The 20,011-nt window shown below is 64.6% G+C and carries 18 protein-coding genes and 1 tRNA gene; 13 read left to right on the top strand and 6 right to left on the bottom strand.

The features are described from left to right. Positions 1-37 precede the first annotated feature (37 nt). The 5 genes from CGZ66_RS09450 to CGZ66_RS09430 all read left to right on the top strand — a co-directional run bounded on the left by CGZ66_RS09450 (position 38) and on the right by CGZ66_RS09430 (position 4,504). Positions 38-658: a 2,3-bisphosphoglycerate-dependent phosphoglycerate mutase gene (locus tag CGZ66_RS09450; RefSeq protein ID WP_095083738.1), complete on the top strand. Its 621-nt coding sequence runs from the start codon at positions 38-40 to the stop codon at positions 656-658. Between the two features lie 130 nt (positions 659-788). Continuing rightward, positions 789-873, top strand: a tRNA-Leu gene (locus CGZ66_RS09445). 149 nt (positions 874-1,022) lie between these two features. Continuing rightward, a complete protein-coding gene (locus CGZ66_RS09440; protein WP_095083736.1) occupies positions 1,023-2,717 on the top strand; it encodes an FAD-dependent oxidoreductase in 1,695 nt (564 codons plus the stop codon). Continuing rightward, positions 2,717-3,025, top strand: a complete 309-nt coding sequence (locus CGZ66_RS09435; protein WP_095083735.1) for a UBP-type zinc finger domain-containing protein — start codon at positions 2,717-2,719, stop codon at positions 3,023-3,025. The genes CGZ66_RS09440 and CGZ66_RS09435 overlap by 1 nt, the downstream gene beginning before the upstream one ends. 108 nt (positions 3,026-3,133) lie before the next feature. Further along, on the top strand, positions 3,134-4,504 hold the full coding sequence (locus tag CGZ66_RS09430) for an IS1182 family transposase (RefSeq protein WP_095081263.1): 1,371 nt from the start codon (positions 3,134-3,136) through the stop codon (positions 4,502-4,504). A gap of 178 nt (positions 4,505-4,682) precedes the next feature. On the opposite strand, the gene CGZ66_RS39820 is transcribed toward CGZ66_RS09430, so the two are convergent. Together CGZ66_RS39820 and CGZ66_RS09425 are read right to left on the bottom strand one after the other, a co-directional pair. Further along, positions 4,683-4,856 carry a hypothetical protein gene (locus CGZ66_RS39820; RefSeq protein WP_167391996.1) on the bottom strand — a complete coding sequence of 58 codons (174 nt, stop codon included), beginning with the start codon at positions 4,854-4,856 and terminating at the stop codon, positions 4,683-4,685. 116 nt (positions 4,857-4,972) lie between these two features. After that, complete coding sequence (locus CGZ66_RS09425) at positions 4,973-5,455, bottom strand: DUF2127 domain-containing protein (RefSeq protein ID WP_095083733.1); 483 nt, start codon at positions 5,453-5,455, stop codon at positions 4,973-4,975. A 38-nt stretch (positions 5,456-5,493) separates the two neighbouring features. Between CGZ66_RS09425 and CGZ66_RS09420 the strand changes: the two genes are divergently transcribed. Further along, complete coding sequence (locus tag CGZ66_RS09420) at positions 5,494-6,036, top strand: phosphatase PAP2 family protein (protein ID WP_095083731.1); 543 nt, start codon at positions 5,494-5,496, stop codon at positions 6,034-6,036. A 52-nt stretch (positions 6,037-6,088) separates the two neighbouring features. Here the strand turns inward: CGZ66_RS09420 and CGZ66_RS09415 are convergent, their stop codons facing one another. From CGZ66_RS09415 to CGZ66_RS09405, 3 genes are all read right to left on the bottom strand, one after another. Next, positions 6,089-6,469: a YkvA family protein gene (locus CGZ66_RS09415; RefSeq protein ID WP_095083729.1), complete on the bottom strand. Its 381-nt coding sequence runs from the start codon at positions 6,467-6,469 to the stop codon at positions 6,089-6,091. A gap of 100 nt (positions 6,470-6,569) precedes the next feature. Continuing rightward, the gene (locus CGZ66_RS09410; protein ID WP_164548818.1) at positions 6,570-6,749 is read right to left on the bottom strand and encodes a hypothetical protein; all 180 of its coding nucleotides are present in this window, start codon (positions 6,747-6,749) and stop codon (positions 6,570-6,572) included. Positions 6,750-6,866: 117 nt separating this feature from the next. Further along, a complete protein-coding gene (locus CGZ66_RS09405; RefSeq protein WP_167392044.1) occupies positions 6,867-8,885 on the bottom strand; it encodes a transcriptional regulator in 2,019 nt (672 codons plus the stop codon). A 215-nt stretch (positions 8,886-9,100) separates the two neighbouring features. Here CGZ66_RS09405 and CGZ66_RS09400 point away from each other — a divergent pair, with 215 nt between their 5' ends. The 7 genes from CGZ66_RS09400 (at position 9,101) to CGZ66_RS09370 (ending at position 18,087) form a co-directional block, all read left to right on the top strand. Next, entirely contained in the window at positions 9,101-10,189 is a 1,089-nt protein-coding gene (locus CGZ66_RS09400; protein WP_095083726.1) for a PLP-dependent cysteine synthase family protein, read from the top strand. Positions 10,190-10,201: 12 nt separating this feature from the next. After that, the gene (locus CGZ66_RS09395; RefSeq protein WP_095083725.1) at positions 10,202-11,686 is read left to right on the top strand and encodes a pyridoxal phosphate-dependent decarboxylase family protein; all 1,485 of its coding nucleotides are present in this window, start codon (positions 10,202-10,204) and stop codon (positions 11,684-11,686) included. 28 nt (positions 11,687-11,714) lie between these two features. Further along, complete coding sequence (locus CGZ66_RS09390) at positions 11,715-12,092, top strand: hypothetical protein (RefSeq protein WP_245331047.1); 378 nt, start codon at positions 11,715-11,717, stop codon at positions 12,090-12,092. Between the two features lie 115 nt (positions 12,093-12,207). After that, the gene (locus CGZ66_RS09385) at positions 12,208-12,579 is read left to right on the top strand and encodes a hypothetical protein (RefSeq protein WP_095083724.1); all 372 of its coding nucleotides are present in this window, start codon (positions 12,208-12,210) and stop codon (positions 12,577-12,579) included. A gap of 169 nt (positions 12,580-12,748) precedes the next feature. Next, positions 12,749-13,375 carry a CDGSH iron-sulfur domain-containing protein gene (locus CGZ66_RS09380; RefSeq protein WP_095083722.1) on the top strand — a complete coding sequence of 209 codons (627 nt, stop codon included), beginning with the start codon at positions 12,749-12,751 and terminating at the stop codon, positions 13,373-13,375. Between the two features lie 267 nt (positions 13,376-13,642). Then, a complete protein-coding gene (locus CGZ66_RS09375; RefSeq protein WP_095083720.1) occupies positions 13,643-15,685 on the top strand; it encodes a hydantoinase/oxoprolinase family protein in 2,043 nt (680 codons plus the stop codon). 230 nt (positions 15,686-15,915) lie between these two features. Continuing rightward, entirely contained in the window at positions 15,916-18,087 is a 2,172-nt protein-coding gene (locus CGZ66_RS09370) for a malate synthase G (RefSeq protein WP_095083718.1), read from the top strand. Between the two features lie 72 nt (positions 18,088-18,159). On the opposite strand, the gene CGZ66_RS09365 is transcribed toward CGZ66_RS09370, so the two are convergent. Continuing rightward, a complete protein-coding gene (locus CGZ66_RS09365) occupies positions 18,160-19,689 on the bottom strand; it encodes a YifB family Mg chelatase-like AAA ATPase (protein WP_095083714.1) in 1,530 nt (509 codons plus the stop codon). Between the last annotated feature and the right edge of the window lie 322 nt (positions 19,690-20,011).

The following is a 20,011-nucleotide window of genomic DNA, read 5'->3' as shown; positions in this document are numbered from 1 at the left end:
TGCCAACCTGCCTATCTGGCAATTTGAAGGAGCAAACATGTCGAGAACCCTCGTGCTCGTGCGCCACGGCCAGAGCGAATGGAACCTGAAGAACCTGTTCACCGGATGGCGCGACGTCGACCTGACCGAGCTCGGCCACGCCGAGGCCAAGGCCGCAGGCCAAAAACTCAAGGCGCGCGGCCTGAAGTTCGACATCGCCTTCACCTCGGCGCTGATCCGGGCGCAAAAGACCTGCCAGCACATTCTCGACGCCGTCGGCCAGAGCGATCTGACGACCATCCGCGACCAGGCGCTGAACGAGCGTGACTATGGCGATCTCTCCGGCCTCAACAAGGATGATGCCCGCAAGAAATGGGGCGAGGAGCAGGTGCATGTCTGGCGCCGCTCCTACGACGTGCCGCCGCCCGCCGGCGAAAGCCTGAAGGACACCGGCGCGCGTGTCTGGCCCTACTACCTGCACGATTTGCAGCCGCACGTGCTGCGCGGCGGCACCGTGCTGGTCGCCGCGCACGGCAACTCGCTGCGCGCGCTGATCATGGCGCTGGACGGCAAGTCCGGCGAGGAGATCGTCAAGCTGGAACTCGGCACCGGCGTGCCGGTCATCTACACGCTCAACGCGGATTCGACGGTGGCTTCCAAGGAAGTCCTGGAGAGCTGAGCCGGCAAGCGGCAAGCCTTTCTTGATTGGGCATGATCTCTTCCGAAAACCGGTTCCCACTTTTCGGGATCATGCTTTGAAAAAAGCGCGTTGACACACATCGCTTGCCCGCTTACATGAGCCCGCACCAGCCCAGATGGCGGAATTGGTAGACGCGCACGGTTCAGGTCCGTGTTCCGCAAGGAGTGGAGGTTCGAGTCCTCTTCTGGGCACCAAATTCCCGTTTCGAACCATTCGACGGTTCAGAGACCCAAAGAAAAAGCCCGGTTCGTCCGGGCTTTTTCTTTGCCGCCAACCTCTCCTCCCGGCTAGGCGCTGAACAAACCGCTTCAAACTGCGCCGCCGGTTCGGTACGGTCGAAACCATGTCTCAAACGACCACCAACCCGATCTTCGGCGCCCGTCGCGATCAGGCGTTTCCCACGCTGGCTGAAGCCGATATCGACCGCATGCGCCGGTTCGGCGAGGCCAGCGCCTACGCCACCGGCGAGTACATCGTCACGGCCGGCGATGTGGCGCCCGGCCTGATCGTCGTCCTGTCGGGCAAGGTCGACATTATCCAGGACGGCGGGCTCGGCCGGCGCGAAACGATCGTCACGCACGGTCCGGGCAGCTTCGTCGGCGAACTGGCCCAGCTTTCGGCCCGCCCCTCGCTGGTGGATGCGCAGGCGGCCGAGCCGGTGAAGGCGTTCGTCATAGCCTCGCAGAGGCTGCGCGACCTGATGGTGCAGGAGGCCAATCTCGGCGAGCGCATCATGCGGGCGCTGATCCTGCGCCGTGTCGGGCTGCTGGAAAGCGCAACCAGCGGGCCGATCATCATCGGACCCGTCGGCAATGCCGACGTCTTGCGGCTGCAGGGATTCCTGGCCCGCAGCGGCCAGCCGCACCGCGTGCTCGACTCCGACAGCGACCCCTGCGCCAAAACCCTGGTCGAGCGCTTCGATGTCGACCTCCACCATCTGCCGATCGTGCTGTGTCCGAGCGGCCGGCTGCTGCTCAATCCCGGCGAGAAGGACCTCGCCCGCTGCATCGGCCTGCTGCGGCCGATCGATGCCGACAAATTGTACGACGTCGCCATCGTCGGCGCCGGGCCGGCGGGGCTGGCGGCGGCCGTTTATGCGGCGTCCGAAGGTCTGTCGACCATCGTCCTCGATTGCCGGGCCTTCGGTGGGCAGGCCGGCGCCTCCTCGCGCATCGAGAACTATCTCGGTTTTCCGACCGGCATTTCGGGCATGGCGCTGATGGCGCGCGCCTACAACCAGGCGCAGAAATTCGGCGTTGAAATGGTGATACCCGACGAGGCGAAGCTGCTGAGCGCTGGGACCGACGGTGCCCGCTACACGCTTGATGTCGGCGATGGCGAGACCGTGCGGACGCGCACCGTGGTGATCGCCAGCGGTGCGCGCTACCGCCGCCTCGATGTCGCCAATCTGGCGCGGTTTGAGGGGACGTGTGTGCACTATTGGGCCTCGCCGATCGAGGCGCGGCTTTGCCAGGGCCAGGAGGTGGCGCTGGTCGGTGCCGGCAATTCGGCCGGACAGGCGGCTGTCTACCTGGCCAGCCACGTGCACAAGGTGGCGCTGCTGGCGCGGGGCGGCAGCCTCGATGCCAGCATGTCGCGCTATCTGGTCGAGCGCATCAAGGCGCAGCCGAACATCGAGGTGCTGACCGGGACCGAGGTCCGAGCGCTGGAAGGCGACGAAGGCAATCTTGCCGCCGTGCGGTGGCGCAACCGCGCCAGCGGCGTGGAAACGACGCGCCCGATCCGCCATCTCTTCCTGTTCATCGGCGCCGACCCGAATACGGACTGGCTGGCGCACTGCAACGTGGCGCTGGATGCCAACGGTTTCGTGCGCACCGGATCCGACCTGGGATCGGCGCATGGGGTGATGGAGACGAGCCGCAGCGGTGTGTTTGCCATCGGCGACGTCCGTGCCGGCTCGGTCAAGCGCGTCGCGGCGGCCGTCGGCGAGGGTGCCCAGGTGGTGGCGGCGTTGCACGCCTATCTAGCGCAAGACGGCAGCCACGCCGTCGCGCCTCAATTGATCGGGAGAGTGTGATGGCGGATGAATGCAGACATGCGGCTGAGATCAAGGACGTGACGCCGAGCGCGCTCGGCTGCGAGGAATGCCTGAAGAGCGGTTCGCAATGGGTGCACCTGCGGCTATGCCGCACCTGCGGCCATGTCGGCTGCTGCGACGACTCGCCCAACCGTCACGCCACCAAGCATTTTCACGCCACCCGTCATCCGATCATCGAGGGCTATGATCCGCCGGAAGGCTGGGGCTGGTGTTACATCGACGAGGCCTTTCTCGACCTCGGCGACCGCACGACGCCCCAGAACGGTCCGATCCCGCGATTCTATTGAGCCAGCGCCGATGGGCTGGAGCCCCAAAAGGAAAAAAGCCCGGTTCTCCCGGGCTCAGACTGCTGACAAACCCCTGGCTTTTGCTGGGGGTTTTTGATTCACTGGGTCATGTTGAAGCGACCCGCCCCCGAACAGACCGCGCTTGAGATGGTAACGTTGGATCAGCTTGTTCCGGCTGATCATCTGTTGCGCAAGATCGAGCGCGCGATCGACTTTTCGTTCATCCACGATCTGACCGCGCCGCTGTACTGCGCCGACAATGGCCGGCCGCCGCTCGACCCGACCTTGATGTTCAAGGCGCTGTTCATCGGCTACCTGTTTGGGGTTCGCTCGGAACGCCAGTTGGTGCGCGAGATCGAGGTCAACGTCGCCTATCGCTGGTTCCTGCGGCTGAAGCTGACGGACAAGGTGTTCGACGCCTCGACGCTGTCGCAGAACCGACGCCGGCGCTATCAGGATGAGACCATCGCGCAGGGTATCTTCGACAGGATCGTCGAGCAGGCGATCCGGCATGGGCTTGTCGACGGCACAGTGCTCTACACCGACAGTACGCATCTGAAGGCCAGCGCCAACAAGAACCGCTTCGACCTTGCGGTGGTGGCCAAGTCGCGCGCCGACTACTGGGAAGCGCTGGACGCCGCGATCGAGGAGGACCGGGTCCAACATGGCAAGAAGCCGTTGAAGGAGAAGGAACGCCAGCCCGCCGAGAAGCAGACCAAGGTGTCGCGTACCGACCCCGACAGCGGCTACATGGTGCGCGACGGCAAGCCGAAGGGCTTCTTCTATCTCGACCACCGCACGGTGGACGCCGCCCATGCCATCATCACCGACACCCATGCCACGCCGGCCAACGTGCATGACTCGATCGTCTATCTCTCACGCCTCGACCGACAGCGCCAACGCTTCGGCTTCCAAGTGGGGGCGGTTGGGCTCGATGCGGGATACGCAACCGCTGGCATCGCCAAGGGATTGGAGGACCGCGACATCCTCGGCGTCACCGGCTATCGCAATCCAACACCACCCAAGCCCGGCATGATGAGGAAAACCGCCTTCGCTTATGAGCCGGATCTGGATGGCTATCGCTGCCCACAGGGCCAGCTTCTCAGCTACGCCACCACCGATCGCAACGGCTACCGCCAATACAAGAGCGACCCGGCCATTTGCCAAACCTGCCCGCTGCTGGCCTCCTGCACGACCAACGCCGCCGCGACACGCACCATCACCCGCCATGTCTGGCAAGATGCGCGAGAGCGCATCGACGCCAATCGCCTCACCGGCTGGGGCAAGCTTATCTACCGCCGCCGCAAGGAGACCGTCGAGCGCTCCTTCGCGGACGCCAAGCAACTGCATGGCCACCGCTACGCCCGCTTCCGAAGTCACGTTCGCGTCGCCTGCCAGTGCCTGATTGCAGCCGCCGCCCAGAACATCAAGAAAATCGCCCTTTGCCTGTGGCCAAAGCCAAAACCAGGCATCGCCTGAGGCCAGCGAACCACGGGTCCCCGTCCTGCAACCTCCTGTCAAATTGTCCTGACAACGAAATCGCTAACCCGTTCAGTCGCATAAAACAAAACCCCGCCTAAAATAGACGGGGTTTGTCAGCAGTCTGACCCCGGTTCTCCCGGGCTCTTGCCTGATCGTCAGGGGCCGGATTTCGCGCTCAACCTCGCTTTGGCGATGCAGACGCGGGCTCCTGGTTGTCCACGCTGTTCTCGTTCACCTGGAAGGCTATTCCTTCAACCTTCTTTTTCTTCAGGTCGTCATCGGGCCGCGGCTGCGGCGGGCGCTTGGGATTTTGCGCGGTGTTGTCATTCACGTCGAGGGCTCTCGTCATCATGTCCTCCAGTTGCTGTTCTGGAACACAATGTTCGGCGGTGCACGGGGTTCCCGGCAAAACAGGCGCCCGTCGCCACCGGGCCTCTGCAACGGGCCAGGCCGGCAGTCCGGCTGTCACGCCGGCCTGTGCTGTCGCAAGACCCTCCACTCGTGCCAGATCAACACCATGACGACTGCATCGAAGACGGTGAGGACGAGCAGGCCGACCGAATGAGTGTATGAGTAGCGGTAGAGCTGATAGACCATGAATGCGCCCAATGCCGCGAGCGATGCCGGATACGACCAAAGCTTGCCCCGCAAGAGCCCGACAACCAGCAGCAGCTTTATCAGGCCGTGGCTGAGCAGGTAGAAAGCGTAGAATTCCTTGCTGGCGATCGAAAAATGGCTTGCCATCTGCGACAGATGGCCAGCTATGAAATCGTTCGGGTCTTCGATCAGTTCCTCTGCGGTGAAAGCATTGACCCAGGAGACGATGGCATCGGTGGTGACGACATAAAGCAGAATCCCCCCGATGCATTCGATCAGGGCATGCGCGCCCTTGAGCCAGACGCCGACTTCGAAAATCTGATGGATGCGGCGTTCATCGACGGCCTTCAAAAATTCACCTCACGATCAATCACGGAAACCGACGCCAAATGGATGCTGCTTTAACGCACTGGATAAACGCCGCGGCCGGTATCAGCCCTGTTCTTGATAAAGCACTGATCGGTGTCTCACAAATCGGCGTTCCTCTCATGGTGCTGGCCGTGGTCCTGCAATGGTGGGCTAAGGTTGACCGCAATCATGTTCGTCACGCCGCGGTGTCGGCCGGCCTGGCGTTCCTGCTGGGTCTTGCAATCAACCAGTTCATTCTTCTGTTCGTGCATCGGGTACGGCCCTACGACGCAGGCGTGACGCATCTGTTGGTTGCGCCCAGCGCCGACTGGTCATTCCCGTCCGATCACGCGACGGCTGCCGTTGCGATTGTTGCGGCCTTCGCGATGCAAGGCCTTCCGCGCCGGACGATTGCGCTTCTCGTGATGGCATTGCTGATCTGCTGGTCGAGGATCTATATCGGGACGCACTACCTGACCGACGTTGTCGTTGGGGCCATCACTGGCGTCCTGGGTGCGGTCGTGGTCAGGCTGGTTTACCGCGAGAACTCTCGCCTGGACAAACTGGTGACCAAAATTCTTTAGGGCAAGCACTTTTCGATTGACCGGTGAACAGCGTCCAACCAAGGACGCGACCTCAAAATCTGCCAGCGAAATATCGATACCCCAGCCATCCCGCCAGCGCGACCGAAGCAACCCAGATACAGGCGATGATTACCGCGGCGCTGCGGCTCACGGGCCTGTCAACGGCAAGGGCGGCGGCCTCCCTATGTTCCGCCATCACCTCAGGCGGGATCATCTTGACCACAGCAAGGATGCCCAAGGGGACCAGGATCGCATCGTCGAGGTAGCCAATCACCGGGATGAAATCGGGTATCAGGTCGATTGGGGATAAGGCGTAGCCCGCGACACACACGGCAAGCGCCTTGGCATACCATGGCGTTCGGGGATCGCGCGCGGCGAGGTAGAGCGCATGCACGTCGCGCTTGATTGTCCGTGCCCATTCATTCAGTGCCATGGGGCGACCTTAGCGCCAAATGGCAACTCGCCGATAGCGCACGCCACGCGCCTGGCCCTTCCTCGTTGTCGGCCGCCCCGAAGAGCTGACGACCGCCGCCTTATCGCACGGAGCCTGTTACGGTCGGGTCGATCGTGCTGGGAACGGATTTGCGTTCGTTGCCGGCAAGGGCGGCTATGATCAGCAGGCTGGCCACAACCGGCACGAACAGGATGGCAACGCGGGCTTGCACGTAAAAGATGGCGCGCCATTCGTTGCGCTTGTCGGGGCTGTTGCTCATCATACTCACTTTGTCAGACCCCCCGCGCGTGACATAGCCGGGAACGGTTAAGCAACTCCTTCCGACTTTGTTAACCCGGCGGAATTGAGGCGAAGTTCCGGGCCATGATCCCCGGCTTCAGCCCAGCCCGAGGCGTCTGGCGCCTTGCCGGAACAGTGCCGCGGCATCCGGATCGAAGCGGAAGGTGCCGATGAAATCGTCGCTTGAATAGTTCGGCAAGGTCTTGCGGATGGCGGCGGCAAAGCCCTGCGCCTCGTCAAGCCGGCCCGCCAGCGCCAGGCAGTGTGCGGCGATCGCCAGGATGATGGCGTGAGCGTTGGGTCGTGCCGCTGCCTTCAGCGCCCATTCGGCCGCCTCCTCGAACTGGCCGAGCCGGACATGCGCCATCGCCCGCGCCCCCAGCATGCCGAACAGCAGCGGGTCGAACGGGCTGAGATGGCGCGAATGGTCGGACGAGCCGATCGCCGCTTGCGGGTCGCCCGACTGCGAGTGGACGAAGGACAGCGCGTAATGGCCAAGCGCGAAGTTGGGGCTGAGGTCCACCGCCCGTTCCAGTTCGAGAAGCGAACCGTCCTGTTCGCCGCGCAGCCACAGAGCCCGGCCCATCGCCCAGTGCGCGGCCGGATTGTGGTCGTCGACCAGCAGGCTGTGGCCGGCGCTCTCGAAGGCCAGCGCGCTTTCCCGGTCACGGTCGCCCCAGCGCTGGAAGGCGTTCTGCCAATGCGTGAAGGACAGGCCGGCATAGGCGCGGGCAAAGGTCGGATCGAGCCGCAAGGCCATGTCGAAGAAATGCCGCGCTTGCTCGTTTTCGACCTGGGTGAAGCGGTACATGTGCCAGAGGCCTCGGTGATAGGCCTCCCAGGCGTTGAGCGAATTGGGCGCCTTGAGCATGGCGCGGTTGCGCTCGACCGTTTCGATCTCGGCCGATATCGACGAGACGATGCTGTTGCCGATATCGTCGAGCAAGCCGAAGATGTCGTCGGACCGGCGCTCGAACGTCTCGGCCCAGACGATCCTGGCCGTGCGCACCTCGATGAGTTCGACGCTGACAATGAGGCGGCCGGGAGGGCTGCGCACCGTGCCGGTGGCGACATAGTCGACATTCAGCCGGCGGCCGGCATCCTCGGGTGCGATGTTCTTCTCGGCTAGCGCAAACACCGATCCGCGCGCGATGACGAAGAAATCCCTGAGCTTCGCCAGGCGCGTGATGATGTCGTGGGTAAAACCGTCGGCAAGCCCGCCGCGCGCGCCGCCGGTTTCTTCGACAAACGGCATGACGGCGAGCGAAGCATGGCTCGGCTCGACCGGGCCCGTATTGCCGGCTGTGGCGACCAATTGCGATACCGCGGACAGGCCGGCCGGCAGCTGCAAGACGGCTGGCCGTTGCTCACGCATCACCCGCCAGGCGGCATTGACCGGTCCGAAATCGATCGCCTCCGACTGAAATAACTGTTCTGCCGCCGCCAGATGCTGCTCGGCCGCGCCGATCTCACCGCGTTCCGCCAGATTGGCCAGCAACGCCAGATGCGCGCGCGTGTCGAACGGCGCCAGCTCGACCCATTTGTCGAGATGCGCGGACACATCCGGGGTGTCAGCCTGATGGTTTGCAACAAGATGCTCCAGTACGGCGACTTGGCATGAGTGAAAACGGCGGCGTTGGGCGACCAGCCAACTGTTGAAATGCGGGCTGCGTTCGAGCTCCAGCCCGTCGAGGAAATCGCCGGCAAACAGTTTGGCCAGCGCCCCTAGCCGCTCCGCGTCGAGGGTGCCGATCCCTTGCTCCGCAGCGCGGCTGACCTCCAGCGCATCGACCAGGCAATCATTGAGGTCAAGCGCGACCGTGTCGCCTTGCGTGGAGACGCGGCGCCGATCCGGCTCGTCGAGCGCGCCGCGCAGTTTGCTGAGGCACCAGCGCAGCTCGCCGCGGGGGTCGTTGGGCACGTCCCACAACAGCTCGCACAGGCGACTGCGGCCGACGGCGTGCGGCGCCAGCGCCAGATAGGCAAACAGCGCGCGCAGCTTGCGTGAGGCCGGCAGCGCCACCGCAACGCCGTTGCGGGAGATCGTCAGCGTTCCAAGCAGGCGCACAGACAGGCCGGTCGCTTGGCCGTCCAGTCTCGTTCGAGTGGATTCCACGTGCGTTTCCACGCCTGCTCCCACGCTGGCCTGTCGGCCCTTGCTGTATCACCGAAACCGACAAAGCGCATCCGGCGGCGTATTTCCGTGCCGGATGCCGCCATTGCCGCAATGCCGGCATGTCTGTCCTAGCGCGGCCAGGTCTCGAAACCTCGCCGCCCAACCCGCCGGTTTGTAACCGGCTTGTGATGGCAAACGATCGAGGAGATAAAAAGATGTTGCAGCAGCAGAAAATCAGGACCACCGCCGGCCGCGGCCGCCTGTTCGACAGCATTCTCGACACCGTCGGCGACACGCCGGCGGTGCGTATCAACAATCTCGGACCGGCCCACGCAACGATCTATGTGAAGGCAGAATTCTTCAACCCGGGCGCCTCGGTGAAGGACCGCCTGGCGCTCAACATCATCGAGGCGGGCGAGCGCAGCGGCGCGCTGAAGCCGGGCCAGACGGTGGTCGAGGCGACCAGCGGCAACACCGGCATCGGGCTGGCCATGGTCTGTGCGCAGAAGGGCTATCCGCTGGTCGTCACCATGGCCGACAGTTTTTCCGTCGAGCGCCGCAAACTGATGCGCATGCTGGGCGCCAAGGTGGTGCTGACGCCGCGCGCCGAGAAGGGTTTTGGCATGTACAAGAAGGCGGTGGAACTGGCTGAGGCCAATGGCTGGTTCCTCGCCCGCCAGTTCGAGACGGCGGCCAATGCCGCCATCCACGAGGCGACCACGGCGCGCGAGATCATCAATGATTTTGCCGGTTCGCGGCTCGACGGCTTCGTCACCGGCTATGGCACCGGCGGTACTGTCGTCGGCGTGGCGCGCGTGCTGCGGAGGGAACGGCCGGAGACACGCATCGTGCTCTCCGAGCCGGCCAACGCGCAGCTCATCGGCAGCGGCAAGGCGCAGCAGCGCGCTGCCGACGGCGCTCCCCCCGCCACCCACCCGGCCTTCGAGCCGCACCCGATCCAGGGCTGGACGCCGGACTTCATCCCCAACGTGCTGCAGGAAGCGATCGACGCCAGCCTCTATGACGAGGTGATGCCGGTTGCCGGGCCCGACGGCATCAAATGGGCCAAGGCGCTGGCACGCCAGGAAGGCATCTTCACCGGCATTTCCGGCGGCGCAACCTTCGCGGTGGCGCGGCAGGTCGCCGAACGGGCGCCGGCCGGCGCGGTCATCCTGTGCATGCTGCCCGACACCGGCGAACGCTACATGTCGACGCCGCTGTTCGACGGCATCGAGGCCGAGATGGATGCCGACGAGATCGCCCTGTCGCGCTCGACGCCCGGCTGCCAGTTTCCGGCGGCTTGACGGAGACCAATCATGGACATGGTGCTGGAAACCCTTGGCATGACCGAGGAAACGCTTGATCCTCAGGACTGGGCCGATGTGCAGGCCCTGTCGCACCGGGTCATCGACGATGCGGTCGATTACCTACGCGACGTGCGCGACCGCCCGGTATGGCGGGAGATGCCCGCGGATGTGAGAGATGTCTTCACGGCACCCCTGCCGCGATCGCCGTCGCCCCTTGCCGCTGTCTATGACGAGGTCTCCCGGACTGTGATGTCCTATCCGATGGGCAACATCCATCCGCGCTTCTGGTCCTGGTACATGGGGTCGAGCAATTTTGCTGGCGCGCTCGGCGATTTTTTGGCGGCAATCCAGGGTTCCAATCTCGGCGGCGGCAACCACGCCGCCGGGCTGATGGACAGCCAGGTGGTCAACTGGTGCAAGCAGATGCTGGGTTTTCCGGCTTCCGCCGGCGGCACGCTGGTCAGCGGCGGCTCGATGGCCAACATCATTGGGCTGACCGTGGCGCGCAACGTCAAGGCCGGCATCGACGTGCGCGAGCATGGCGTTGCCGCCATCGAGAAGCCGTTGCGCTTCTACGGCTCGGACCAGATCCACTCCTGCCACCGCAAGGCGATGGAAGCGCTCGGCCTCGGCAACCGGGCGCTGCACCGCATCCCGACCGATGCCGGCCTGCGCATGGATATCGCTGCCTTGCGCGCCGCGATCGCCGAGGACCGCGCGGCCGGATTCAAGCCGGCCTGCGTCATCGGCACGGCCGGCACGGTCAACACCGGGGCGATCGATGATCTGCGGGCGCTAGCCAAACTGGCGCATGAGGAAGACCTCTGGTTCCATGTCGACGGCTGCATCGGCGCGCTGATCGCCATTGCACCCGAAAATGCCCATCGCGTCGCCGGCATCGAATGGGCCGATTCGGTCGCGCTCGATCCGCACAAATGGCTGCACGCGCCATTCGAGGTCGGCTGCGCCCTGGTCAGGGATGCCGTCGCACATCGCAAGACCTTCGCGGTGACGCCGGAATACCTGGAATCGACCCCGCGCGGTCTCGCCTCCGGCGAATGGCTGCACGACTACGGCCTGCAGACGTCGCGCGGCTTTCGCGCGCTCAAGGTGTGGATGGCGCTGAAGGAGCATGGCGCCGACAAGTTCGGACGCCTGATCGACCAGAACATAGCGCAGGCGGATTACCTCGCCGGGTTGATCGAGGCCGAGCCGGAACTGGAGCTGGCAGCATTGCCGACCATCAACATTGTCTGCTTCCGCTATCAGCCGGGCCTCGCCGGCGAGGCGCCGAAGGCGCTCAACACCGAAATCATGCTGCGGCTGCAGGAAGAGGGCATTGCAGCACTCTCCGACACCACCGTACATGGCCAGCACTGGCTGCGGGTGGCGATCACCAACCACCGCACCCGGCGCGAGGATCTCGACCTTCTGGTGCGTCAAGTGACGAGGCTGGGACGGCAGATCGCGGCGGAGCACCCTGCGTCTTTCTAGTTCCCGGCAGGCATGCGATTCTGGCGCCATGATTCGGGAGATCGAGACCGTGACGCTGTTTCGCATGGCTGCATTTGCTGCCTTGGTCTTCACCACGTCGTCCGAGGCAGCCGAGATGGCCTTCTTCGTCAAGAACCTGCGCAAGGAAGCGGTTGCGGTCGAGCTGTTCAGCCGCGACCGCGAAACGGTCTGGCCGGGCAACGATCAGGTATTCCTGATCGACCCCGCCTCGCAGAAATCGGTGCCGCTCTCCTGCCATCAGGGCGAACACATCTGCTACGGCGCCTGGGTCAACGGCAACGACAGTATCTCCGCCGGCGTCGGGCCGGATAACGACCAGCCCTGCGACACCTGCTGCTTCATCTGCGTGGAACACACGACCGAGACGATCGATCTGGTACCTTAGTTCCGATATCCCCAAAATCAGTCTGGAATTGTTGCAATCGTCCCTTTAGCGGCCGCGCACGGCGTGCCATGGTCGCCCCGCGGCCGGGTAGGCCGTGTCTTTCCAGGGGGTTACCATGTTTCATGCCTACGCGCGCCGCACGCTGGCCGCGCTGTCTCTCGTCATGCTGGTCGTGCCGTCGGCACATGCCGGCGACGTTACCTTTGCCATCAAGAACAGCCATCCCAATGCCATGCGCCTCGAGCTTTACAGCCAGGACCGCGACTATGTCTGGCCGGGCAACAACCAGGATTTCTACCTCAATGACGGCGAGACCAAGTCCTTGCCGATATCCTGCAACGAAGGGGAATCGATCTGTTACGGCGCCTGGGTCGACGGCGACGAGGAGACCTATTGGGGCGTCGGCCCCGGCAACAAGGAAAAATGCGAGGACTGCTGCTATACCTGCAGCGGCGGCGAGACCGAGGAAATCGATCTGGTCCCCTGACCGGTTTGCCAGCTTGACGGTTTTCCTGCTGGAGCCGTACAGCAATTCCAGGAAAAGTGTGAAGCGGTTCCGACGGGAATTGCGTTAAAACATTGCCTGCACAAATACCCAAAGCGCGCCGCGTCTGTCCGTCTGGATGCGACGCGCTTCAGGCAACAGGAGCGTAGCCATGGCCGGTATGGTCGAAAGCGACAAGATCGACGTCGGGTTCTCGGGCAAGCGCTGCATTCATTCGCGCAACTGCGTGCTCGGCGATCCGCATGTTTTCGTGCCCAACGCGCCGGGGCAGTGGATCCATCCCGAGGCGGCCAGCGTCGAGAAGATCGTCGCCATCGCCGAAAGCTGCCCCTCTGGCGCCATCACCTACATCAGGAAGGACGGCGGCCCGCAGGAACAGCCGCCGGTGGTCAACACTGTGCGCTTGCGAGAAAACGGTCCGCTGGCCGTGCATGCCGAGATCGTGCTCGACGGCGAGACGTTCTATCGAGCCACGCTCTGCCGCTGCGGCGCTTCGGAAAACAAGCCGTTCTGCGACGGCAGCCACAACAAATCAGGTTTCACCGCCACCGGCGAGCCGCCGCTGAAGGACACGCCGGCGCTGGAAATGCGCGACGGCCCGCTCAAGGTCACTCCGACGAAAAACGGCCCGCTCAAGCTCGAGGGCAATATGGAGATCGTCACCGGCACCGGCCACACCGTCGACCGCACGACAGTCGCGTTCCTCTGCCGCTGCGGTCACTCGGCCAACAAGCCATTTTGCGATGGCACACACAAGAAGGTTGGGTTTGTGGGCTAAGGTGTCGATATTCAGGTGATGCCGGCCTGCAAACGGCGGCTTCCTGCGCTTCCGGTGCTCACGTACGAAAAGTACGCTCCGCTCCGGTTCTCGGAAGCCACCATTTTCGGCTCGGCCTGACTTGAATCTCGACACCTTAGCGGAACTGCCAATCCCCTTGTGGGGGAGATCGAACTCCACCTTGGCCCAGCGCTCGCGTCTTTATCGGCCGCCCCGTATCGGCTAAGGGCAGGGAAACAAATTTACCCAGCCGGACGACCATCAGAAATGACCGCCAAGACCAAGCCAAAGCCGCTGTTCCTCGGGATCGACACCGGCGGCACCTACACCGACGCCGTGCTGTGGTCTGAAACGGAAGGTAAGCAAGAGGGGCCGAACAAGGGCAAGGTGCTGGCCAAGGCCAAGGCGCTGACCACGCGGCATGACCTGGCCGTCGGCATTTCCGGCGCCGTCGATGCGGTGCTGCAGAAGGCCGGCACCGATCCGACCGCGATCAAGCTGGTCTCGATGTCGACGACGCTTGCTACCAACGCGCTGGTCGAGGGCCAGGGCGGCCGCGTGGCGTTGGTGATGATCGGCTTTTCCGAGGCCGACCTCGCCCGTGACGGGCTGAAGGCTGCACTCGGCACCGACCCGGTGGTGTTCTGCCCCGGCGGTCATGATGTGCATGGCAATGCGGCCAAGCTCGACCTGTCGGGGCTCGAGGCAGCGCTGCCGGAACTCGGCGTGTCGGTCTCCGGCTTTGCCGTTTGCGCTTATTTCGCGACCCGCAATCCGGCGCACGAGATCGCCACCCGCGAGCTGATCCGCGAAAAGACCGGTCTGCCGGTCACATCAAGCCACGAGCTGTCGGCCAAGCTCGGCGGCCCGCGCCGGGCGCTGACGACGCTGCTCAACGCCCGGCTGATCTCGATGATCGACCGGCTGGTGGCGGCAACCGAAGGCTTTCTCGAGCAGCGCAACATCGCCGCACCCCTTATGGTGGTGCGCGGCGACGGTGCGCTGGTGTCGGCGGCGTTTGCCCGCCAGCGACCGATCGAGACCATCCTGTCCGGCCCCGCCGCTAGCCTGGTCGGCGCCCGCCACATGACCGGGCTCGACAATGCCATGGTCTCCGACATCGGCGGCACCACCACCGACGTCGCCGTGCTCGACAAGGGCCGGCCGCGGCTCGACCCGGAAGGCGCCACCGTCGGCGGCTTCCGCACCATGGTCGAGGCCGTCGCCATGCGCACCTTCGGCCTCGGCGGCGATTCCGAAGTAGCGCTGGAAGATGGCGCGCTCAACCCGAAAATCCTGCTCGGGCCCCGCCGCCTGGTGCCCTTGGCGCTGGCGGGGATGGCCCATGGCGCCGCCGTCACCGCGGAACTCGAACGGCAATTGCGGGCACCCAATCCCGGCCGCATGGACGGCCGCTTTGCAGTGCGCACCGGTGTGCCGGACCGGCTTGCCGCTGGACTAACCGGCGCCGAAGCGCGGCTCTACGAGGCGATTGGGGCCGTTCCGCTCGCCGTCGACAGGCTTCTGACCTCTAACGCGCAGAACGCGACCTTGAACCGGCTGGTGTCGCGCGGGCTGGTGCATGTCGCCGGCTTCACCCCGTCTGACGCCGCCCATGTGCTGGGCAAGCAGGCGAACTGGGATCCGGCCGCCGCCCGCCTCGGCGCCGAACTGTTCGCGCGCAAGCGCGACGGCCGTGGCCAGCCCATCGCCGCATCGCCGGAGGTGATCTCGGAGCGCGTGCTGGTGACGCTGACACGCTGGTCGGCGGAATACATCCTCGAAACCGCCTTCGCCGAGGACGGGCTCGATGGCGCGTCGACGGTGGCGCATGCGCTGGTGCAGCGCGCCGTCGATTCTCACCCCGGCATTGCCCGGCTGAGCGTCGCGCTCGACCGCCCTGTCATCGGCCTCGGCGCTTCAGCGCCGCTGCACTATGCCGGCCTGCCGCCGCTGATCGGCAATGAGTGCGTGGTGCCGGAGGACACCGACGTCGCCAACGCGCTCGGCGCCGTCGTCGGCCAGGTCAGGGTTTCGGCCGAGGCCCGGGTCAGCCAGCCCAAGGAAGGCCTGTTTCGACTTGCCTCGGGTGAAACCGTGCGCGATTTCCTCGACGAAGCGGCGGCGATCGCGGCGGCCGAGGCCGATGTCCGCGCCATCGTCGCCCAGCGCGCCAGGGATGCCGGCACCGACAGTGCCGAGATCGAGGTCGCGACCGAATTCCGCGTCTCGACCGTCGAAGCCCAGCGCATGTTCATCGAGGCGCATGTCGTGGCGGTGGCCTCGGGAAGGCCAAGGATTGCGGTGTAGATTCAGGTCAGGCCGGCCTGCAAATGGCGGCTTCCTGCACTTCCGGTGCTCACGTACCCAAAAGTACGCTCCGCTCCGGTTCTCGGAAACCACCATTTTCGACTCGGCCTGACCTGAATCGCGCACGCCGTATGAAGCGATGTAAATGCCCGACCTTCACCCTAAGCTGAATTGACCCGGCAAACCTGACATGCCAAAGGCCCGCAAAGCCTTTCATCTGGAGAAGCCTGATGACCGATCGCATCGAGATCGCCGGATTGCGGATTGCCCGCGAGCTGCATGATTTTGTGGCTGGTGAGGTGCTGCCCGGCACCGGCGTCGAAGCGGCCGACTTCTGGAACGGCTTCTCAGTCATTGTCCATGACCTGGCGCCGAAGAACCGGGCGCTGCTGGCAAAACGCGACGCCATGCAGGAGAAGCTCGACGGCTGGTATCGCGACCATGGCGCGCCCATCGACATGGAGGGCTACAAGACCTTCCTGAAGGAGATCGGCTATCTCGTTCCGGAGGGGCCGGCCTTCAGCGTGTCCACTGAAAATGTCGATCCGGAAATCGCAGTCGTTGCCGGCCCGCAGCTGGTCGTGCCAGTGATGAATGCCCGCTACGCGCTCAACGCCGCCAATGCGCGCTGGGGTTCGCTCTACGATGCGCTCTATGGCACCGACGCCATTCCCGAAACCGACGGCGCCGGGAAAGGCAAGAGCTTCAATCCGGCGCGCGGCGCCAAGGTCGTTGCCTGGGCTAAGGATTTCCTCGACCAGTCGGTGCCGCTCACCTCGGGCAAGTGGGCGGGCGTCAACGGGCTTTCGTTTATCAACGGCATGCTGCGGCTGGGCGAGGGTGCCGGTGTCACGACACTCGCCAATACCAAGCAATTCGCCGGCTATCGCGGCGACGCCGCCAACCCTGAAGCCGTGCTCCTGGTCAAGAACGGCATGCACATCGAGATCGTCATCGACCGCAACAACCAGATCGGCAGGACAGATCCGGCAGGCATCGCCGATGTCATCCTGGAATCGGCGCTGACCACCATCCAGGACTGCGAGGATTCGGTCGCGGCGGTGGATGCGCAGGACAAGGTCGTCGTCTATCGCAACTGGCTCGGCCTGATGAAGGGCGATTTGGCGGAAGAGATCACCAAGGGCGGCAAGAGTTTTGTTCGCAAGCTCAACCCCGACCGCGCCTACACCGCGCCCGCCGGCGGCACGCTGACCGTGCCAGGCCGCTCGCTGATGCTGGTCAGGAACGTCGGCCACCTGATGACCAATCCGGCGATCCTTGATCGCGACGGCAGCGAGGTGCCGGAAGGCATCATGGATGCGGCGATGACGGCGCTGATCGCGCTGCACGACGTCGCGCCGAAGGGTCGCCGCGCCAACTCCCGCGCCGGCTCGATGTATGTCGTGAAGCCCAAGATGCACGGGCCGGAGGAAGTCGCCTTCGCCGTCGAGATATTCGACCGCGTCGAAGCTCTGCTCGGCATGGCGAAGAACACCATCAAGATGGGCATCATGGACGAGGAGCGGCGCACCACCGTCAACCTCAAGGAGGCCATCCGCGCCGCCAGGGAACGTGTGGTGTTCATCAACACCGGCTTCCTCGACCGCACCGGCGACGAGATCCACACCTCGATGGAAGCGGGCCCGATGATCCGCAAGGGCGACATGAAGCAGGCCGCCTGGATTTCCGCCTACGAGGCCTGGAATGTCGACACCGGGCTCGAATGCGGGCTGGCCGGCCACGCACAGATCGGCAAGGGCATGTGGGCGATGCCGGATTTGATGGCGGCGATGCTGGAACAGAAGATCGCCCACCCCAAGGCCGGCGCCAACACCGCCTGGGTGCCGTCGCCGACGGCGGCGACACTGCATGCAACGCACTACCACAAGGTCGATGTCCGCGCCGTGCAGGCGGCGCTGAAGAATCGGCCCAAGGCCAAGCTCGACGATATCCTGTCCGTGCCGGTCGCGGTGCGCCCGAACTGGACTCCCGACGAGATCCAGCGTGAGCTCGACAACAACGCGCAGGGCATCCTGGGCTATGTCGTGCGCTGGATCGACCAGGGCGTCGGCTGCTCGAAAGTCCCCGACATCAACGATGTCGGCCTGATGGAGGACCGCGCCACGTTGCGCATCTCCTCGCAGCACATCGCCAACTGGCTGCATCACGACGTCTGCTCGCGCATCCAGGTGATGGATTCCCTGCGGCGCATGGCGGCCATCGTCGACCTGCAGAATGTCGGCGACCCACTCTATCAGCCTATGGCGGCCGACTTCGACAACTCCATCGCCTTCCAGGCCGCCTGCGACCTGGTCTTCAAGGGCCGCATCCAGCCTAATGGCTACACCGAGCCGGTGCTGCACGCGCGCCGGCTGGAGTTGAAGGCGCGCGCCTCGGACTGAGCCGAAGTTTCATCAGTGCCAAGGGCAAGGTGCCGCCGCTTGCGTTTCCAGCCCTTGAAGGGCGAGGGGGCGTCATGCCGCCTGCGCCACGCGCTCCGAACTCATGCGGTAGGAAATCGCCTCGGCCAGATGGATGCGGCCGACGGTTTCGCTGGCGTCGAGATCGGCCAGTGTGCGCGCCACTTTCAGCACGCGATGATAGGCCCGCGCTGAAAAGGCGAGCTTTTCGCTCGCGTCCTTGAGCAGCGACAGGCCGGCGGCATCAGGCATGGCGATCTCCTCGATGACCGCTGGCGCGCAATGCGCGTTGGTCGTGGCGCTGACGCCGAGCCGTTCGAAACGTTCGCGTTGGATGGTGCGGGCCCGTGCCACTCGCAGCGCCACGGAAGCACTCTTCTCCGCCCGGTCGGGCCGGATCAGGTCGCTGGCCGACACCGCCGGTACCTCGATCCTGAGATCGATGCGGTCGAGCAGCGGGCCCGAGATGCGCGCCTGATAATCGGTGCGGCAGCGCTCGCCACGCAGGCAGCGATAGCCCGGCTCGCCCGCCATGCCGCAGCGGCACGGATTCATCGCCGCGACCAGCTGGATGCGCGCCGGATAGGTGACCCGATGGTTGGCGCGCGCGATCATGCAGTCGCCGGTCTCCAGCGGCTGGCGCAGCGCGTCGAGCGTCTGTGGCGTGAATTCGGGAAACTCGTCGAGGAACAGCACGCCGTGATGGGCGAGCGACACTTCGCCCGGCCGGGCGCGTATGCCGCCGCCGACCATCGCCGCCATCGAGGCCGAATGGTGCGGCGCGCGGAACGGCCGCCGGTCGGTCAGCTCGCCTTCGCCGAGTTCTCCCGCCACCGAGGCGATCATCGAGACTTCCAGAAGCTCCTTCGGCGCCAGCGGCGGCAGGATCGACGGCAGCCGCTGCGCCAGCATCGACTTGCCCGATCCAGGCGGTCCGATCATCAGCAGGTTGTGCCCGCCGGCCGCCGCCACTTCCAGCGCCCGCTTGGCAGTCTCCTGGCCCTTGATGTCGGCAAGGTCAGGCAGGTCGCGCGCCGAGGCGTGGATGCCGGCCTCCGGTCGAGACAGCACCTGCGTGCCGCGGAAATGATTGGCGATCGCAATCAGGCTGCGCGGCGCCAGAATGTCGAAATCCTTGCCGGCCCAGGCCGCTTCCGGCCCGCAGGCGAACGGGCAGATCAGGCCCTTGCCTTCCGCGTTGGCGCCGATTGCTGCCGGCAAGGCGCCGGCGACGGCGGCAATCGTACCGTCGAGCGACAATTCGCCGAGCACGACATAGCCGGCCAGCATGTCGCCCGGAATCGCACCCAGTGCCGCCATCAGGCCAAGCGCGATCGGCAGATCGTAATGGCTGCCCTCCTTGGGCAGGTCCGCCGGGGCCAGATTGACGGTGACCTTCTTCGACGGCATCGACAGGCCAGAAGCATGCAGGGCCGCCTGCACCCGCTCGCGGCTTTCGGCCACCGCCTTGTCGGCCAAGCCGACGATATGCATGTTGACCTTGCCGGGCGCGATCATCACCTGCACGTCGACCGGCACGGCCTCGATGCCCTGGAAAGCGACCGTGCGAACCCGCGCCACCATTTTATGCCCCCGGAAAGTGGTTCGCTTATGCCTTGGCGATCAGGGCGCGAGCGAGATCGGTGAAGACAACCACAGATTTCGGAGTTAGGCAAGAACATTACAAGAACATGCGGTTGTCTCACGTAAGCTGAAGAATCCACCAGCAAGGACGCGCCGTTCATGAGTCGGCTTCGATCGGAAGCTTGAATGATTAACTGTCGCGCAACCAACGGGAAACAGCAAGGTCAGTGGGTGGGAAGAAAGCCCATCGCCGGTGTCGATCCGCACTGGGCCATACATCGTATCGATCAAATCAGGAACATTGCAGGAATACTCGGCCTCG

This window comes from Mesorhizobium sophorae (genome assembly GCF_002270415.1).
Lineage (GTDB): Bacteria > Pseudomonadota > Alphaproteobacteria > Rhizobiales > Rhizobiaceae > Mesorhizobium > Mesorhizobium sophorae.
The sequence above is the reverse complement of the archived record's forward strand: the minus strand, read 5'-3'. Positions and strand labels throughout refer to the sequence as shown.

Excerpts from the sequence above, each read along its gene's own strand:
- CGZ66_RS09440 (WP_095083736.1), top strand. The coding sequence starts at position 1,023 with ATGTCTCAAACGACCACCAACCCGATCTTCGGCGCCCGTCGCGATCAG.
- CGZ66_RS09370 (WP_095083718.1), top strand. The coding sequence starts at position 15,916 with ATGACCGATCGCATCGAGATCGCCGGATTGCGGATTGCCCGCGAGCTG.
- CGZ66_RS09430 (WP_095081263.1), top strand. The coding sequence starts at position 3,134 with ATGTTGAAGCGACCCGCCCCCGAACAGACCGCGCTTGAGATGGTAACG.
- CGZ66_RS09410 (WP_164548818.1), bottom strand. The coding sequence starts at position 6,749 with ATGAGCAACAGCCCCGACAAGCGCAACGAATGGCGCGCCATCTTTTAC.
- CGZ66_RS09390 (WP_245331047.1), top strand. The coding sequence starts at position 11,715 with ATGATTCGGGAGATCGAGACCGTGACGCTGTTTCGCATGGCTGCATTT.
- CGZ66_RS09450 (WP_095083738.1), top strand. The coding sequence starts at position 38 with ATGTCGAGAACCCTCGTGCTCGTGCGCCACGGCCAGAGCGAATGGAAC.
- CGZ66_RS09435 (WP_095083735.1), top strand. The coding sequence starts at position 2,717 with ATGGCGGATGAATGCAGACATGCGGCTGAGATCAAGGACGTGACGCCG.
- CGZ66_RS09375 (WP_095083720.1), top strand. The coding sequence starts at position 13,643 with ATGACCGCCAAGACCAAGCCAAAGCCGCTGTTCCTCGGGATCGACACC.
- CGZ66_RS09395 (WP_095083725.1), top strand. The coding sequence starts at position 10,202 with ATGGACATGGTGCTGGAAACCCTTGGCATGACCGAGGAAACGCTTGAT.
- CGZ66_RS09380 (WP_095083722.1), top strand. The coding sequence starts at position 12,749 with ATGGCCGGTATGGTCGAAAGCGACAAGATCGACGTCGGGTTCTCGGGC.
- CGZ66_RS09420 (WP_095083731.1), top strand. The coding sequence starts at position 5,494 with ATGGATGCTGCTTTAACGCACTGGATAAACGCCGCGGCCGGTATCAGC.
- CGZ66_RS09415 (WP_095083729.1), bottom strand. The coding sequence starts at position 6,469 with ATGGCACTGAATGAATGGGCACGGACAATCAAGCGCGACGTGCATGCG.
- CGZ66_RS09400 (WP_095083726.1), top strand. The coding sequence starts at position 9,101 with ATGTTGCAGCAGCAGAAAATCAGGACCACCGCCGGCCGCGGCCGCCTG.
- CGZ66_RS09385 (WP_095083724.1), top strand. The coding sequence starts at position 12,208 with ATGTTTCATGCCTACGCGCGCCGCACGCTGGCCGCGCTGTCTCTCGTC.
- CGZ66_RS39820 (WP_167391996.1), bottom strand. The coding sequence starts at position 4,856 with ATGACGAGAGCCCTCGACGTGAATGACAACACCGCGCAAAATCCCAAG.
- CGZ66_RS09365 (WP_095083714.1), bottom strand. The coding sequence starts at position 19,689 with ATGGTGGCGCGGGTTCGCACGGTCGCTTTCCAGGGCATCGAGGCCGTG.